This window comes from Pseudomonas sp. TH34, from assembly GCF_016650865.1.
Lineage (GTDB): Bacteria > Pseudomonadota > Gammaproteobacteria > Pseudomonadales > Pseudomonadaceae > Aquipseudomonas > Aquipseudomonas yamanorum.
In genome coordinates, this window is the sequence record NZ_JAEKFB010000009.1 from 14,325 (window position 1) to 29,337 (window position 15,013).

Here is a 15,013-nt window from a genome sequence, read left to right on the forward strand (position 1 = left end):
CGCTTGACCCCTGGGTTTGTCAACTCGATTGCTAAATCTATATGTTCACATCATAAGCTATTGCAATCGCTGGGTATCAAAAACAGCCTGGAAATAGAAAGCTGGCTGTTAGCTCCTAAAGCGAATAGTGGTGCGCATGAAATCAACGATTTACATAGGGCCATCCGGCTTGGATGGATTAATGCGATTTATCCAATATTAGGATCTAAGCATATTGCGTGGCTACTGAGGAGCGCGATTGCTCGGCGTAAACGTATTCGTGCGAAATGCATTTCCAAGTGCCCGTTAAGAGGCGTCGGTTTTGTTCGGGTGATTATTTTTGCTCAGAAGTGTGTTGCTGGTGGTCTGGCTATGTTTAAGTTGGTTTTTCTAAGCCCCCTGATTTTTTATCGAGTTAAAAATGTGGGCGCCCCAGCTTTTAGTGCCACTTATCCATTGAGAAATGGGACGCCAAGTACTGCGCGAATTATGATGCTGGAATCTTATCTGAACGTACCAGCACCGAATTTTTCAGTAAGTGTCATTCCTTTTGAGAGAATGAGCACGCTGAGTATTATTGTACTTGTTACGCAGAACCCTGGGGTGGCAGACAAAGTCGGCGGCTGGACCACTGGTGTGAAACTCAATTGAATGATAACTGCGGGCGGGCTCACATCGCCGCCCGCAACGACCGCGGCGAAAGCCCATAATGCGACTTAAACCTGACCGCAAACCGCGACGCCGACGCATACCCGCACGCGTTGGAAATCTCCCCTATGGAATCCCTGGACGTTTGCAGCTGTTGCAACGCCGCCCCGAGGCGAACATTTTCCAGAATCGCCCTGAAGCTCGCATCCTCATTGGCCAGCTGCCGGCGCAGCGTGGATTCCCCCAGGTTCAACTGCTTCGCAACCGTGGCCACGTTCCAGTCCCTGGACAAGTTACTGCTGATCAGCCGTTGCACCCGCTCACTCAATAGATCGTTGCGATCCATCAGTAACGGGCCCGCCTGGCCAGCCAGGCACAGGCAGAGCAGCACCGCTTCGCCATAGTGGGTGCATAACGCCGCGGGGGCTCTGGTGTTCAGGGCGATCAGCAATTGGTCCCAGGCTTGGCGGGTCTGTTTGTCCAGGCGTACGCAAAGGTCCGTATTCATGCTGCCCTTGAACTGCGCGCCATACCGAGCGATGAAGTTGCGCAACACCGGCACCGGAAACGACACCACGTCAGCGATGTAGTCACCCTGGGCGCCGGGAAAGTTGGTCACGCCAAGCTCGCGGCCTGCGGGCAGTAAAATCAAATGCTGTGGGCCCGCGCGCATTTCGCGCGCGTCCCACTGCATCAGTTTTTGCCCTTGGCGCACGCGGCACAGGGCGGTCATGAAGATCGGCACGCGTTGCAGGGTGTGGTGTTGCCGGGCCCTGATCACGCAGCTTTCGATGATGCTTTCCCTGTGCCGCACACCTTCGTGAACATCCATCGTGACTAGCGTCCGTAAGGGGCCGTGATTGTGGCCTTGGCCAGGCTGTTGGCATTGAGCATGTAGCCGACCAGGGCGCCGCTGGATTGATTGTCGATCGGCAGCGTGTCGACTTTCAACGCCCACACCGTGAATTGATAGCGATGGGGTTTATCACCCACTGGCGGGCAGGCGCCGCCGAAGCCCGGTTGGCCGTAATCCGTGCGGCCTTGCACCGCCCCGGCTGGCAGGTGGGTGCCGACATTGCTCGGCAGGCTGGAGACGGCGGCGGGCAGGTTGACCACCGTCCAGTGCCACCAGCCGCTGCCGGTAGGGGCGTCGGGATCGTAGACGGTGATGGCAAAGCTTTTGGTGCCTGCCGGAGCATTGGCCCAAGACAGGGCAGGGGAGGTGTTGCCGCCGTTGCAGCCGAAGCCGTTGAATTCTTGCAGGCGTGTCAGTGGGCGTTGGTCGGCAATGTCCGGGCTGCTGAGTGAGAAGCTGGCGGCGTGTCCGCTGGCGGCCATGATCAGGGTAATCGCTGGTGCAAGTGCTTTGAGTTTCATCGTGGTGGTGTCCAGGCGTGGATTTAGCGTTAAGCCTAAACATCACCGGGACGCAGGACTGCGCCGAAGCGCTCGATGATTGTGCCGAAATGCTCTCTCCACTAAGGCTGAACCCTGAGCGCCCGGATGATAAACGCATGCAGGCTGTTCACCGCTTTGGAGCTGCGAGAGGCCCGGCTACGCAAAATCGAAACGTCCATGGGTTCAATGGCTGCCAAGCCGTGCTCCTCACCCAAGACCTGTAGCGATGGCTGTACGGTGCATTGGGTGATCGCGGCAATCGCAAGCCCGCCCTCGACGGCGGCCACCTGGCCGGCAAGGCTGGAGCTGTTGTAGACCACCTTGAATTCGCGGCCCTGTTGGGTCAGTGAGTTCACCGCATACCGCCGCGCCAGGCTGGCGCTTTCATAGACGGCGATGGGGAGCGGGTCGCGTCGCCACAGTTCGAATTGGGGTGAGCCGACCCAGACCATGGGTTCCTTGAACAGAAAGGTACCGCTCTGGGGCGAGTCCCTGGACACCAGCGCCAGGTCAAGGTCGCCGCTGCGCAACTGTGGGATCAAGGTGGTCGACTGTTCACAGGTCAGTTCGATTTCCACACCGGCGTAACGCGGCGAGTAACGCTTGAGCAGCGGTGTGAGGTACCTGGCCGCGTAGTCTTCCGCAACGCCGAGACGAATGCGCCCGGTCAGCTCTTCGCCGTGGAACGCCGCCTGGGTTTCAGCGTGGAGGGCGAGCATCCGGCGGGCGTAGCCCAGCAGTGTCTGGCCGTCGGCGGTCAGTTGCAGGTGCCGGGGGCCTCGACTCAACAGCTGTCGTCCAAGGGCAGCCTCGAGTTTTTTCATCTGCATGCTGACGGCGGACTGCGAGCGGTTGACCTCATGGGCGGCGCCCGACAAGGAGCCGGCATCCACCACGGCCACAAAGCATTTGAGCCAATCGAGTTGCAAGTCACTGGCCGGCATTGCGCTTACCTCTATTCGTTAATCGAATGGCTGTGACGTGAATTATGCGCTTTTCATGACTGTTTGTTCACCCGCAAGATTCTGGCCTGGCTCACACCTACTGGATCGGATCATGCCCTTTGATACTTGGCTGCTTTACCTGGCTACCTGCTTCGGCATCGCGGTGGTGCCGGGGCCCAATGCGTTGTTGGCGCTGACCCATGGCGCGCTTCACGGCAATCGGAAGACGCTGTTCACCATCACCGGTGGCGTGCTCGGTTTTGCCATCGTGCTGTCGCTTTGCGCATTGGGGTTGGGGGCGCTGATCCAGGCGTCGGCCAGTTGGTTTTTTGCGTTGAAGGTGGCCGGCGGGCTGTACCTGATCTGGCTGGGCTTCGGGCTGTGGCGGGCGGCACCGGTCAGCCTTGAGGCGACCGGTGCAACCAGCTCGCGGAGCTGGTCGCTGTTCCGTCAGGGGCTGGTATCAGCGATTTCAAACCCCAAGGCCTTGCTGCTGTTTACGGCGTTTATTCCACCTTTCCTGGATTCCCACCGCAGCATCATCGCGCAGACGATCACCATCGCGCTGACCTACGCCGTGGTGGAGTTCATCGTTGAATACCTGGTGGCGAGCGCTGCGCACCGGGTCCGGCCTTGGCTGGCTCGAACCGGGCGCCGGTTCAATAAAGTCTGTGGCGGGTTCTTCGTACTGTTTGGGTTGGCCCTGCCTATCCATGCCTGAGGGCACATGCCCACCCCGTCAAGGGTGCTCGATCACCATCACCGCCGTGGTATCCGCCTCAAGTGCCTCAAACACATGGGGCGCATTCGCCAGGTAGCTGATGTAGTCGCCGGCGTATAGCAGCACGGGCTCATTGGCCGGGCCGATATTCGCGCTGCCGCTGCACAGCACTACGTGCTCTACGGTGCCGAAAGGGTGGGGCTGCGACAGGCGCACTTCACCGGGCTGGACCTTGAGGCGGTAGATGTCGCGCCGCATGCCTGCCGGACAATCCGCAAGCAGTGTTGCCGCGTAGTGGGCGGTTTCGGCATAGGTGGTCAGACCCTCGTTGGCACGAATCACCCGCAGGTGCTGCTGGGGTTGTTCGAAGAACCGGGTCACCTGTAACCCCATCGCCGTGGCCAGCGACCACAGGGTTTCAATGCTGGGGTTACCGATCCCGGACTCCAGTTGCGACAATGTGGACTTCGCCACTCCGGCGCGTTTCGCCAATTCGGTCAATGAAAGCCCGGCTGACTGGCGCTCGCGTTTGATCGACAGGGCCAAGAGGTCGATTCGGCTCGTGTTGTTGCTGAATGAATTGTTCGTTATGTCGGTCATTTGTTCTCTAAATAATCCTGAATCAGGTTGACGCCTTGGTGTTCGTTGTTCAGCATAGCAATCATTCGTTCATTATAAAATCCGAGTCGCCGAATGATCTGGTTTGTATGCTATTGGCCGTGGCTGCTTTGGCAGGCGCTGTCCTACGACCTCGAAGGGTGGCGCAGCCTGCTGGTGGCGACGCATCTGGTTCAACAACATTGCCTGGGGCTATTTTGCGGGCCGCTATGATTCCTTTTTGCCATCCATGGTGATCGGGCTATGATCGGAGCCATATGAACCAGACGCTCCATCACTTATGGCCGTTGACCTGCAAGCCCTCTATCCCAAACTGATCCACCTCATGCTGGATACGGTGTTTGTGGTCGACAGTGACAATCTGATTGTCTTCGTAAGTGATGCCTGCGAAGCGCTGCTCGGTTACCGCGCCGACGAACTGACCGGCACTCTGATCACCGACTATATGCACCCCGAAGACCTGGCGCGCACCCGCGCCTCGATTGTGCGGGTCATGAATGGCAAGCCCCACGTCGACTTCCGCAACCGTTACCTGCGCAAGGATGGCAGCGTGGTGCACATTTTGTGGGCGGCCTTTTGGTCTGAAGAAGTGGGCGCGCGGATTGGTGTCGCGCGGGACATCACGGCGCTGACACAAGCAGAGGAAGAGCTACGTTTCCTTGCCCATCATGACTCGCTGACGGCCCTCACCAATCGATCGCTGTTCAATGATCGACTGGACACAGCCCTGCAAGGGGCCCTGCGGCACAACAGCAAGCTGGCGCTGCTGTTTCTGGACGTCAATGACTTCAAGTGCATCAACGATGTGCATGGCCATGCCATCGGCGATCGCGTGCTCTGCGTGATTGCACGGCGGCTGGAAGGCTGTGTGCGTGGCAGCGACCTGGTGGCGCGAATGGGCGGCGATGAGTTCACGGTGCTGCTGACGGACATCCAGTCGGAAGACGCCGTTTCCGCAAAAGTCGCGCAGATACTCGCCGTCATGGCCGAGCCGCTGAGCGCTGAGTTTGGCGCGGTGAAAATGCCGTCCTGCAGTATTGGCGTGGCGTTTTATCCCGCGGACGGGAAAGACGCCGACACGCTGCTCAGCCATGCGGACGGCGAGATGTACCGGGTAAAAAGAAATCGGTTTGCAGGTGAGTGACCTGAGTCAGGCCTCTACTGATGAAACCTGCGCCCCAGTGCATCCAGCCGCACCGCAATCGGCGGCAATCGCTCACTGCTCCTGGCCAGCGTCTCCACATCCTGCGCGGTGTTCTGGGCAATGCTCTGCACTGATTGCAGCCGTCCCACAATCTCCACATTTGCCGTGGATTGCTCACGGGTGGTCGACACAATCCGCCCATTGAGCTGATCAATCTGCGAAATATCATTGCCCACCGCCCGCAGCATCTCCACCGCGAGTTGGCTGTCTTCCACGCAGCGTTCCACCCCTTGGCGGCTATCGTGCATGGCTTCAACCGCTTGCCGGCTGCCGTGTTGCAAGCCTTCAATAATCGTCTTGATCTCCTGGGTCGACACCGCCGTGCGCTGCGCCAGGCTGCGTACCTCATCGGCGACCACGGCAAACCCGCGTCCTTGCTCACCGGCGCGGGCGGCTTCGATGGCGGCGTTGAGGGCCAGCAGGTTGGTCTGGTTGGCGATGCTGCTGATGACTTCCAGCACCGAGCCGATCTGCTCGGCTTGCACGGCCAGCCCTTCGACCGTCTGGTTAGTGTCGTGGAGGCGGGTGGCGAGCTGGGTGATTTCCTGCTGGGCGCGACCGACGCTTTCCTGGCCACGGATGATTTGCTGACTGGCTTGACCCGCGTGGTCGACGGCCTGTTCGACGTGCACGGCGATGTGGCCCATGGCGTCTTCCATGCGCTGCATGGAATCGGTCATTTGCGCGATTTCCGCCAGTTGATGGCGCGCGCCTTTTTCCAGGGTGCCGCTGGCGTGGGCCAGTTCCTGCCCGAGTTGGCCGAGGCCGTGGGAGTCACGGGCGACGCCGTCTATCAGGCCGGTGATCTGGGTCAGAAAGTGGTCGAAACGCGTCGCCAGTGAGACATGAACTTTTTCCGGGCTGCCCTTGGCGGCCTCACCGCTGAACTGGGTGGTGACGGCGAGCATCTTTTCGAGCATTTCCTGGCTTTCTACCGCCTCTTTCTGGCTGTGAACCGCGAGGTAGAGCAGGGCGACCGTCTCCATCACCACGTAGAACGCGTGGACGAAAATCATGCTCCAGCCGCCGTGATGCTCCATCACAAACACCGGGAAACCCTGGTGCTGCAAGGCATGGAACACCACGTGGTGCACCGCGATGGTGGCGGCGGCCACCAGGATGGGCAGCCAGTCGCGGTAGAAGGTCAGCACCGCCAGCAGTGCAAAGATACCGAAGTGCGATTCGATGACGCCCTCAGCCTGGTTGATGTGCAATGCCGCCATGATCATCAGGCCAACGCCAAGCGCGCAGCGCATCAGGCGAGTGCCGCCTATGATGCGATAGGCCAGGGTCAGCACCACGCTGGTGCCGCCCCCAATGATGAGCGCTTGCAGCAGCGTGTCGTGCCAGAACGCCAGGCCCAGGGAAAACAGGGCCATCAGCCAGATCAGGGCGAGCATGATGCGGTCGGCTTTGCGGTAGTGCTCGATGAAACGGGCTTGCGCGGGCATTCACTCGTACTCCATGTGGTCTGGCCAGGATCAGGCAAGCATGCGACGTGCCACACGCGCATGCGGGGGAGCGAATCAGCTGTAAGGGAACTCGGATTGATTGATGCCAGGAGGTTATCGGCATGGGTGGGAGGGGCTTTAGAGGGGATAACGGTCAAAAGCGGTACTTATCGGACAACAGATTCAGCCGATATCGACGTTCATGGATATGTCCCAGGTGCCGGCACCGTTTTTAGCCAGCCCGATCATCATCAGACCGAGCCACTCGAGCGTCTGGGCCATCTGCAGGCCGCCGACATCCAGCGGACGCAGCCCGAGACTTTCGAGGAAGGTCGAGACGCGCGCCTTGGCGTCTGCATCGTCCGCCGCGATGAACGCATCGAGGCGTTTATCCTTGGCCAGTACGTGACCGAAAAGGGTATTGAACGCCTTGACGACCTGCGCGCTGGCCGGGGCGAGCTTGGCGATCTCCTGCGCGCCGGAACTGCCGTGGGGGTAACGAGGCCAGTAAGATCGGGAGCGACCGGGTTGGTGATGTCGATGATCACCTTGCCGTCGAGCGCTTTCCCGAAGTCGGCCAGGACCGCCACCGCATGGGTGTAGGGTACGGCGAGAATGACGATGTCGCCCGCCGGAATGGCGCCGTAAGTCCCCGTGATCGCTCCGCAAGCGAGCTTGTCGGCAAGCGCCCGTGCCTTGGCGGGATCGCGGCTGACCACCTCGACGGTGTGTCCGGCCTTGGCGATCCGGCCGGCGATCGCCGTGGCCATGCCTCCCGAACCGATGATGCTGATCGTGCTCATGTGCGGTCTCCGGCCGGGAAGTAATGGCCGCTATCCAGATCGGCGAAGAGTCCGGGTTGGGTCGGTTCCCAGCCAAGCCCCCGGCGCGTGATGGCGTTCGATGTCGGGGTGTCCAGCGTGACCAGATTCGCAAGGAACCCGAAGTAGCCAGGCAACATCAGCACGTCTGCGGGAATAGACACGGCCGGCAGGTTCAACCGGCTGGCAATGGCTTCGGCGATCTGACGGTAGGGGATAGCCACCTCGGCGATTGCATGCCAGCTTCTGCCCGGTGCGCCTTTTTCCAGCGCCAGGCGAAACACAGTGGCGAGGTCACGTGCGTGCACGGCCCCCCAACGGTTGGCACCCTCTGCGGGGTAACCGACGACCCCCTTTTCCTTGGCCAGCCCGATCAACAACGGAAGGAAGCCCGCGTTATCGGTGGCGCTGTGCATGATCTCGGGGATCCGCACGATCGAAGACCGTATGCCTTTTTCGGCCAGACCGATCACCGTGGTTTCCACGATGTTCCGAACCCGCAGGGTGTTCTTGTACGGATCGCCGCCGGGAAGGGGTGGATCCTCCTCGGTGGCCGGCCGACCCAGGCCCGCCCACCCGGGTGAGCCGACGCTTCCAGACACGACCAACGGCTTTGCGCTTCCGGCCAGTGCTTCGCCATAGGCAAGCATGATCTCAAGCTCTGCGGCCGCAACGGCGTTGATCCCGCCGGTTGGAATCAGGTCCTGCCGGTGCGCGAGGTGAATCACGCCGTCCGAGGCAGCGGCCGCCTCCTTGAGCCCGTCGAGGTCCTCGAGATTGCCGCGACGTACCTTGGCGCCGAGCGCCGCAACCTGCGCCGCAGCCTTGTCGGACCGAGCCAGGGCAGTGACCTCATGGCCGGCAGCGATAAGGTCGGAGATGACGTACGGACCGGAATGGCCGGTGCCGCCAGTAATAAAAACGTGCATATGCGTTCTCTCATGGGCAGAGCGTCGAACCATTCGGCGACTGCATCAGGTGTGGAAATCATGCTGGGCTTTTCACTTGTATAAAGCAAGTGAAAAGCTGAAATTTTACTTGTGATGTGCAAGTGATGCTAAAGTTCGGCAATGAAAACCACACGAAAAGAGACCTTTCGGTCTCACTGCGCAGTGAATTACGGCGTGGAGGTATTTGGCGATCGGTGGTCGCTGCTGATCATCCGCGACATCGTCTTTACCGGGAAAAAGACCTACGGCCAATTCCTTAAATCGGAAGAGGGAATCGCAACCAACGTCCTGGCCTCTCGCCTTGCCTTTCTTGAGGAGCAGGGCATTCTCTCGAAGGCGCCCAACCCCGATGACCGGCGCAAGGATTTTTATGGGTTGACGGAGAAAGGCATAGACCTCATTCCGATCCTGCTGAACATCGTCTTGTGGAGCGCGAAGCACGATTCGCAATCGTACGTGCGTCCGGACTCAACGCTCTTTGAGCAGTTGAGCCAAAGCCCCGCACAGGTGATCGAAGAGGTGAAAGCGCTATTGCGTGGGGGCGGATGCATCTTTCCAGCGGCTAACGAATGAGCCGGCTGCGAGCGGGTATCGTTGCAGCCGCAGGCAGCCCGTCAGACTTTCACGCAGGGCGGCAAACTCGATTGGTGTCTCTGGAGGGCGGACACCCAAACTGGCGACTGTACTCTCGGCTGAATTGCGATGGGCTTTCGTAGCCTACTCGATAGCAGGCACTCGCCACATCCAGGCCTTCGACGAGCATCAGACGGCGGGCTTCTTGCAGACGGAGTTGTTTCTGATACTGCAACGGACTCATGGCTGTCACCGCCTTAAAGCGATGATGCAACGTAGAGCTGCCCAAATTGGCTACCCGGGCGAGTTCTTCGATGCGTAAGGGTTGGGTGTAATGGTTATTCAACCAATCGATTGCCCGGGTTACCCGACGCGTTTGCGAATCACCGAGTGCAAGCTCATACAGGCGGCGTCCGTGCACGCCCCGCAGGAGGCGGTAATACAGCTCTCGCAGGGCGAGCGGAGCCAGCATGCCGATGTCCTTCGGCGTCTCCAGCAGCCGTACCAGGCGAAGCATTGTTTCCAGCAGCGGCACGTCGACTTTTTCAAGGAAAAGGCCAAGCTCCGGCTCGTCCGGCACGCCCGTCGGGGGAGCATCGGCGATGACCTGAGCGATTTCCGTGGCCTCGAAATCAAAACGGATACACAGGTAGGGCGCCTCCGGACTGGCCATCAGCACGCGACCCGAAACCGGAAGTGTCACCGATACCACCAGGTAATTGAGCGGGTCGTACAGATAACGGTCGTCACCCAGGCCGACTTCTTTTTGCCCCTGCACGATCAGGCAAAGTGCCGGCTTATGGACGGTATGGATAATTTCCGAGGGCGCGTCCAGGCGAATGACCTGCAAGGGCGCTATCGCGGTCTCATAGGCCCCGGGCGCCGTAAACCGTTGCGTCAGCAGGCGAATCAGCTCATCACGGTAGATGGCTGTGTTTTGAAGGATGAAAGCATCGTGCTGTTCCATTTCAAGGCTCTCACACGTATTCATGAGCGTCTGCCTGGGGGTTCCAGGCACTCTTGTTTTTACCACGAGCCCGTCGTAACGCCCAGTCGCGTGCACAGACACGAATAGGCAAAAGTTGCGCAGGTTTTGGCACGCGTCGATCAGGCCCGTACCCTTAATCTTTTCGACGTACCCCGCAGCAACGTCCGCGCCATCGGCGGTCGATGCTGAACTTCAATGCATACAGCAGGAGCTACGGATATGTCGAACATTCAAAACAAAGTCGTCCTGATTACCGGTGCAAGCAGTGGTATTGGCGAAGCGGCGGCCAGGCTGATCGCCGCCAAAGGCGCACGGGTGGTACTCGGTGCCCGCCGTACCGAGCGGCTGGACAAACTGGTGCGCGAGATCCAGGCCGAAGGCGGCTCGGCAAGTGCCAGCGCACTGGACGTTACGGATCTGGAGTCCATGCAGGCGTTCGTGGCGTTCGCCAAGGCGCAACATGGAAAGGTCGACGTGATCATCAACAACGCGGGCGTGATGCCTTTGTCTCCCTTGGCTTCGTTGAAGGTCAACGAGTGGAACCAGATGCTCGATGTCAACGTTCGCGGGGTGCTGCACGGTATTGCCGCCGTCTTGCCGGGCATGGAGGCGCAAGGGTTCGGCCAGGTCATCAATATTTCCTCGATCGGCGGTCTTGCGGTCTCTCCGACAGCTGCGGTGTACTGCGCGACCAAATTCGCAGTCAGGGCAATCTCGGATGGCCTGCGACAGGAAACGGACAAGATCCGGGTCACCGTGGTGTGCCCGGGCGTCGTCGAGTCCGAACTGGCCGATACGATTTCCGATGAGGGAGCCCGCGAGGTAATGAAAGCCTACCGGCGCGTGGCTATCAACGCAGACGCCATTGCGCGAGCACTCGCCTATGCCATCGAACAGCCCGACGATGTGGATGTGAGTGAGATTGTGGTTCGTCCGACCGCCAGCCCACACTGAGCCGTTCGGATGGATGGCATGCTTGAGTTCGCAGGCAGTCGTTCATGAACGGCTGCTCTCGTCCGATTGCGGCACGTCACGAATGGCAGCTGGCGAAAGTGGCATTTGGAACAGCCCAGCCCCGCGTTGGGCTATTTGCCTCGCGGCTCAGTCACCTTCTTGGTTTCGAGCTATTGCGATGCCTTGCGACAATGCATGCATGACATTCGCCGCCATTTCCTCAGTACTGTTCAACCCGTCCACTCTGACAATCGGTACTGTTTGCTGCGACATCCAGCGCTCGTGCCACGCCCTGTTGCGTCCGGCAAAGGTCGGGTCGTCGTACTGGGATGCCCATTTCCGGAAGGCCACATGTATTTCATACATGTCGCCGCCTGGCGCGATTCGATCTCCGAAGAGCGCCTTTTCACGTGCAGCCAAGCGTTCAAGACGAACCGAGGTAGGCGTTGCGACAAACACAATCAGGTCGGCGTCGTTGATCAGTGCATCTCCCCAACCCATACAAGAACCGGTGAGTATCCAACCGTCATCACCGAAGCATTGCTGAATCAGGGCCACGCGCTCATCGGGCGGGCGCTTGGTTGTAAAAGGAGGGTTGGTGGGCAGCCAATAGAAGTCATCGACATCAAGATGGCGAAGGCTGAGCAAAGAGGCGAGGGTACGGCCCAGCGTGGTCACGCCTGCACATGAGGCGCCTGTGATGTAGATCCGCATGAGTATCCGCCGGTCTTAGCGCTGCTGAAGCGCTATTTTCAGCCCCAGCCCCAAAAACAGAGTACCGATGATCTTTCCCTCCCAGCGGCGCAGCCTTGAAAGGCCCACCATCCATTTGCTCAACGGACGAATAGAGACCGAGATGAGCGTGGTGTACACCGCACTGAGCCCCGAAAAGATCAACCCCAGCACCGCGAACTGCGCCAGGGAAGAACCGGATTCCGGGTGGATGAATTGCGGCAGGAAGGCCAGGAAGAAAATCGCGGTTTTCGGGTTCAGCACTTCGGCAACCACCGCCTGGAAATACGCCTGGGTCGAAGTCACCGTGGGCAGGTCTTTGCGCGTGGTTGCGCCAGGCTTGGCCATAAACGCGCGTATGCCCAGGTAGATCAGGTAACAGGCGCCGACGATTTTGACCACGTTGAACGCCACGGCCGAGGTCATCAGGATGGCAGACAGGCCCAACGCGGCACACAGCGTATGGATAAGGTCGCCCGAGGCCACGCCCAGTCCGGTGGCAATGCCGACCTTGCGGCCACCCTGGAGGGTGCGGGTGATCACCAATAGCACGGCGGGGCCTGGGATCAGGAAAAGGCCGATGACCACGGCGACATACGTCAGGATGGGGGCGAGTTCGAACATGCTGTGTTATCTCAAAGCCGGATGCGTCCTACAGTAATCCTTATCCCGGGGATTAACGCAACACAGATGGGCACCCGCCGGAACCGCCTGGTCTTTTACTTCGCGAACGCGTATTCGCCACCCTGTTCCAGGGCCTTTTGATACGCGGGTCTTGCCTGAAAGCGTTGCACCCACGCCGCCACATTCGGGTACGCCTGCAACTTGCCCTGGGCCCTGGCGATTTCGCCGATGAAGCTCATCTGTATATCCGCGCCAGTCAATTCGTCACCCACCAGGTACGGCGTCAGCCCCAATGCGTTGTCCAGATAACCCAGGTAGTTCGCGACCTCGGATTCGATACGCAGGTGCAAGGGCGCACCTGCTTCACCCAGGCGCCCAACGTAGAGGTTGAGCATCAGCGGCAGCATGGCCGAACCTTCCGCGAAGTGCAGCCACTGCACGTATTCGTCATAGGTGGCCGTGGCAGGATCGGGTTGCAGGCGGCCGTGGCCGTGGCGGCGAATCAGGTAGTCGATGATGGCGCCGGACTCGATCACTACGTGGGGGCCGTCTTGAATCACCGGTGATTTGCCCAGGGCATTGATGGCCTTGAGTTCCGGTGGCGCGAGGTTGGTTTTCGGGTCGCGCTGGTAGCGCTTGAGCTCGTAAGGCAGGCCGAGTTCTTCGAGCAGCCACAGGATACGCTGCGAACGGGAGTTGTTGAGGTGGTGGACAATGATCATGGTGGCTCCGCTGGGCGAGAATAGGGGCGTATAGGGACAGACCGCTGTGGCGCTGTGGAGTGCCGTGAATTAAATGTGCTTCGATAAAGGCATGAAAGATGGATAATCACCGCGGCAAGCACTGATTACAAACCGGATAAACCACATGAATCGTCAAAAGAAACTACAGCAGCTGTTCAAGGCCAAGGCCAAAAAGGCCAGCGCCAAATTGGCACCCGCCCGCAAGGACAAGTACATCAGTAAAGCAGACCGATTGAAACTGGCTGCTGAATCCGCTGATGAGCCAGCTGTTTCTTCTGAGAGTTGATCCAGAAGGCCTAAGCATCATCCGATAGGGAATCGACGGAAAAACCATGAACACTGCTCAACTTGCGATTCAGCACTACATACTCGCCAAGGACGGCAACCGTCCGCATTTGCTCAGCCGGGCGTTTGTTCCGGAGGCGACCCTGGACATGGTAGTGCGCACCGGTTCCATCTCGTTCCCGCCCCACGTTGAAGGGGTTGCCGGCATCGGCGACGTGCTGGTACGGCGATTCGGGCAGACCTTTGAAAACGTCTATACGTTTTGCCTGGGGCAGCCGCCTGAAGAGGGGGCCGACACCTATCTGTGCAAATGGCTGGTGGGGATGTCCGATAAGAACTCCGGCGAAGTCCGTGTTGGGTGTGGGGTGTATGAATGGCAGTTCAATGCCGAAGCGGGGCTGGTCGAAAGGCTGACGATTACCATAGAGCATATGAAGACACTGCCGGCGTCAGACCTGGGGAGCGTGATGAGCTGGGTGTCCCGCCTGAGTTACCCATGGTGCAGCCCGCAAGCCGCCGTGAGCGAGGCTCCTGATATTGACGGGATTGGAGAGGTGCTCCAGTACTTTGCGGCCTTATGACTCGGTGTTGCACCGTAGATCGAAATCCGCTCGTGCCTGTTCAATCTCCTCCAGATTGTTAGCCGCCCAGACCCACACGCCACAAAAGGCGGAACCCAGCGTAAAGCCGAGGGTTGTCAGGCTGTATTCGACCTTCGGCGGTACGACGGGGTAGACCTTGCGCACCACCAGGCCGTCCCTCTCCATTCCTCGCAAGGTCTGCGTCAGCATCTTCTGGCTGATGCCGCCGACTCGCTCACTCAAGCGCGTGAAGCGCAGAGGCGTCGTTTCGATCAAGGCTTCAAGAATCAGCATGGTCCATTTGTCCGCAACGCGACCTATCAGGTCGGTCACCAGGGGCGCGATCCGTGGGTCCAGGTCCTTCGGGGGCGTTTGCCGGGCATAAAACTGGGCGGCGGCAATCTGCTCGTCGGTAAAGCCAGGGTGTTTGTTCATTCGTTGGACACTCTCTTTCAGGTGCGTATAGATCTTTTGGGTGCCTACTTACTTAAGGCCAGTGTATCCCTCAAGCTTCTTGCGTGTGACCCACCAGTGGAGAGTTTCGATGAAGATGACCGGACGAACAGTGCTAGTGACGGGAGGTTCGAGTGGTATCGGGCTTGAGCTTGCCCGCCAGCTTGTGGCACGAGGCAATACCGTGATCGTGACGGGCCGCGATCAGCACAGACTGGACGAGGCGCGGCAACTGCTGCCGAGTCTGCACACGTTTCAAAGCGACGTGCGCGACCCCGCCAGCATCCAAACGCTGTTTGCGGCAGTCACCGGTCAGTTCCCTGGGCTCGATACGCTGGTGAATAAC

The 15,013-nt window shown here is 59.5% G+C and carries 20 protein-coding genes; 8 read left to right on the top strand and 12 right to left on the bottom strand.

Features of this window, described 5'->3' with window-relative positions; genetic code table 11:
• Positions 1-3: 3 nt before the first annotated feature.
• Positions 4-630, top strand: coding sequence for a hypothetical protein (locus tag JFU58_RS04775; protein ID WP_201139969.1), 627 nt, complete (start codon positions 4-6; stop codon positions 628-630).
• A 19-nt stretch (positions 631-649) separates the two neighbouring features.
• Here the strand turns inward: JFU58_RS04775 and JFU58_RS04780 are convergent, their stop codons facing one another.
• The 3 genes from JFU58_RS04780 to JFU58_RS04790 all read right to left on the bottom strand — a co-directional run bounded on the left by JFU58_RS04780 (position 650) and on the right by JFU58_RS04790 (position 2,969).
• On the bottom strand, positions 650-1,459 hold the full coding sequence (locus JFU58_RS04780; protein ID WP_201139970.1) for a helix-turn-helix transcriptional regulator: 810 nt from the start codon (positions 1,457-1,459) through the stop codon (positions 650-652).
• A gap of 5 nt (positions 1,460-1,464) precedes the next feature.
• Positions 1,465-2,004: a kinase inhibitor gene (locus tag JFU58_RS04785; protein ID WP_093198214.1), complete on the bottom strand. Its 540-nt coding sequence runs from the start codon at positions 2,002-2,004 to the stop codon at positions 1,465-1,467.
• Between the two features lie 101 nt (positions 2,005-2,105).
• Entirely contained in the window at positions 2,106-2,969 is an 864-nt protein-coding gene (locus JFU58_RS04790; protein WP_017475279.1) for a LysR family transcriptional regulator, read from the bottom strand.
• 112 nt (positions 2,970-3,081) lie between these two features.
• Here JFU58_RS04790 and JFU58_RS04795 point away from each other — a divergent pair, with 112 nt between their 5' ends.
• On the top strand, positions 3,082-3,690 hold the full coding sequence (locus JFU58_RS04795; protein WP_017475278.1) for a LysE family translocator: 609 nt from the start codon (positions 3,082-3,084) through the stop codon (positions 3,688-3,690).
• An 18-nt stretch (positions 3,691-3,708) separates the two neighbouring features.
• On the opposite strand, the gene JFU58_RS04800 is transcribed toward JFU58_RS04795, so the two are convergent.
• Entirely contained in the window at positions 3,709-4,290 is a 582-nt protein-coding gene (locus tag JFU58_RS04800) for a helix-turn-helix domain-containing protein (RefSeq protein ID WP_201139971.1), read from the bottom strand.
• Between the two features lie 298 nt (positions 4,291-4,588).
• Here JFU58_RS04800 and JFU58_RS04805 point away from each other — a divergent pair, with 298 nt between their 5' ends.
• On the top strand, positions 4,589-5,452 hold the full coding sequence (locus JFU58_RS04805; protein ID WP_177026551.1) for a sensor domain-containing diguanylate cyclase: 864 nt from the start codon (positions 4,589-4,591) through the stop codon (positions 5,450-5,452).
• 14 nt (positions 5,453-5,466) lie between these two features.
• On the opposite strand, the gene JFU58_RS04810 is transcribed toward JFU58_RS04805, so the two are convergent.
• The 3 genes from JFU58_RS04810 to JFU58_RS04820 all read right to left on the bottom strand — a co-directional run bounded on the left by JFU58_RS04810 (position 5,467) and on the right by JFU58_RS04820 (position 8,713).
• The gene (locus tag JFU58_RS04810; protein WP_177072132.1) at positions 5,467-6,963 is read right to left on the bottom strand and encodes a methyl-accepting chemotaxis protein; all 1,497 of its coding nucleotides are present in this window, start codon (positions 6,961-6,963) and stop codon (positions 5,467-5,469) included.
• Positions 6,964-7,214: 251 nt separating this feature from the next.
• Complete coding sequence (locus JFU58_RS04815; protein WP_242488219.1) at positions 7,215-7,766, bottom strand: NADPH-dependent F420 reductase; 552 nt, start codon at positions 7,764-7,766, stop codon at positions 7,215-7,217.
• Positions 7,763-8,713, bottom strand: coding sequence for an SDR family oxidoreductase (locus JFU58_RS04820; RefSeq protein WP_201139972.1), 951 nt, complete (start codon positions 8,711-8,713; stop codon positions 7,763-7,765). The genes JFU58_RS04815 and JFU58_RS04820 overlap by 4 nt, the downstream gene beginning before the upstream one ends.
• 141 nt (positions 8,714-8,854) lie before the next feature.
• Here JFU58_RS04820 and JFU58_RS04825 point away from each other — a divergent pair, with 141 nt between their 5' ends.
• The gene (locus tag JFU58_RS04825; RefSeq protein ID WP_026077702.1) at positions 8,855-9,307 is read left to right on the top strand and encodes a winged helix-turn-helix transcriptional regulator; all 453 of its coding nucleotides are present in this window, start codon (positions 8,855-8,857) and stop codon (positions 9,305-9,307) included.
• 49 nt (positions 9,308-9,356) lie between these two features.
• On the opposite strand, the gene JFU58_RS04830 is transcribed toward JFU58_RS04825, so the two are convergent.
• Positions 9,357-10,274: an AraC family transcriptional regulator gene (locus JFU58_RS04830; RefSeq protein WP_201139973.1), complete on the bottom strand. Its 918-nt coding sequence runs from the start codon at positions 10,272-10,274 to the stop codon at positions 9,357-9,359.
• Between the two features lie 240 nt (positions 10,275-10,514).
• On the opposite strand from JFU58_RS04830, the gene JFU58_RS04835 reads away from it, so the two are divergent.
• Entirely contained in the window at positions 10,515-11,249 is a 735-nt protein-coding gene (locus JFU58_RS04835; RefSeq protein WP_201139974.1) for an SDR family oxidoreductase, read from the top strand.
• A gap of 147 nt (positions 11,250-11,396) precedes the next feature.
• Here the strand turns inward: JFU58_RS04835 and JFU58_RS04840 are convergent, their stop codons facing one another.
• From JFU58_RS04840 to JFU58_RS04850, 3 genes are all read right to left on the bottom strand, one after another.
• Positions 11,397-11,963: an ATP-binding protein gene (locus JFU58_RS04840; protein ID WP_201139975.1), complete on the bottom strand. Its 567-nt coding sequence runs from the start codon at positions 11,961-11,963 to the stop codon at positions 11,397-11,399.
• Between the two features lie 15 nt (positions 11,964-11,978).
• Complete coding sequence (locus tag JFU58_RS04845; protein WP_093198167.1) at positions 11,979-12,605, bottom strand: LysE family translocator; 627 nt, start codon at positions 12,603-12,605, stop codon at positions 11,979-11,981.
• Between the two features lie 95 nt (positions 12,606-12,700).
• On the bottom strand, positions 12,701-13,327 hold the full coding sequence (locus JFU58_RS04850) for a glutathione S-transferase family protein (RefSeq protein WP_201139976.1): 627 nt from the start codon (positions 13,325-13,327) through the stop codon (positions 12,701-12,703).
• Positions 13,328-13,472: 145 nt separating this feature from the next.
• Here JFU58_RS04850 and JFU58_RS04855 point away from each other — a divergent pair, with 145 nt between their 5' ends.
• Both JFU58_RS04855 and JFU58_RS04860 read left to right on the top strand, forming a co-directional pair.
• Positions 13,473-13,634 (top strand): DUF2986 domain-containing protein, encoded by a 162-nt coding sequence (locus JFU58_RS04855; RefSeq protein WP_081253170.1) that lies wholly within the window; start codon positions 13,473-13,475, stop codon positions 13,632-13,634.
• Between the two features lie 46 nt (positions 13,635-13,680).
• Entirely contained in the window at positions 13,681-14,214 is a 534-nt protein-coding gene (locus JFU58_RS04860; protein WP_063031123.1) for a hypothetical protein, read from the top strand.
• Here JFU58_RS04860 and JFU58_RS04865 read toward each other — a convergent pair.
• On the bottom strand, positions 14,209-14,649 hold the full coding sequence (locus JFU58_RS04865; RefSeq protein ID WP_093198162.1) for a winged helix-turn-helix transcriptional regulator: 441 nt from the start codon (positions 14,647-14,649) through the stop codon (positions 14,209-14,211). The genes JFU58_RS04860 and JFU58_RS04865 overlap by 6 nt on opposite strands.
• A gap of 109 nt (positions 14,650-14,758) precedes the next feature.
• Between JFU58_RS04865 and JFU58_RS04870 the strand changes: the two genes are divergently transcribed.
• Positions 14,759-15,013 (top strand): SDR family NAD(P)-dependent oxidoreductase (locus tag JFU58_RS04870; RefSeq protein WP_207198230.1); only part of this gene is annotated, 255 nt, incomplete at its 3' end.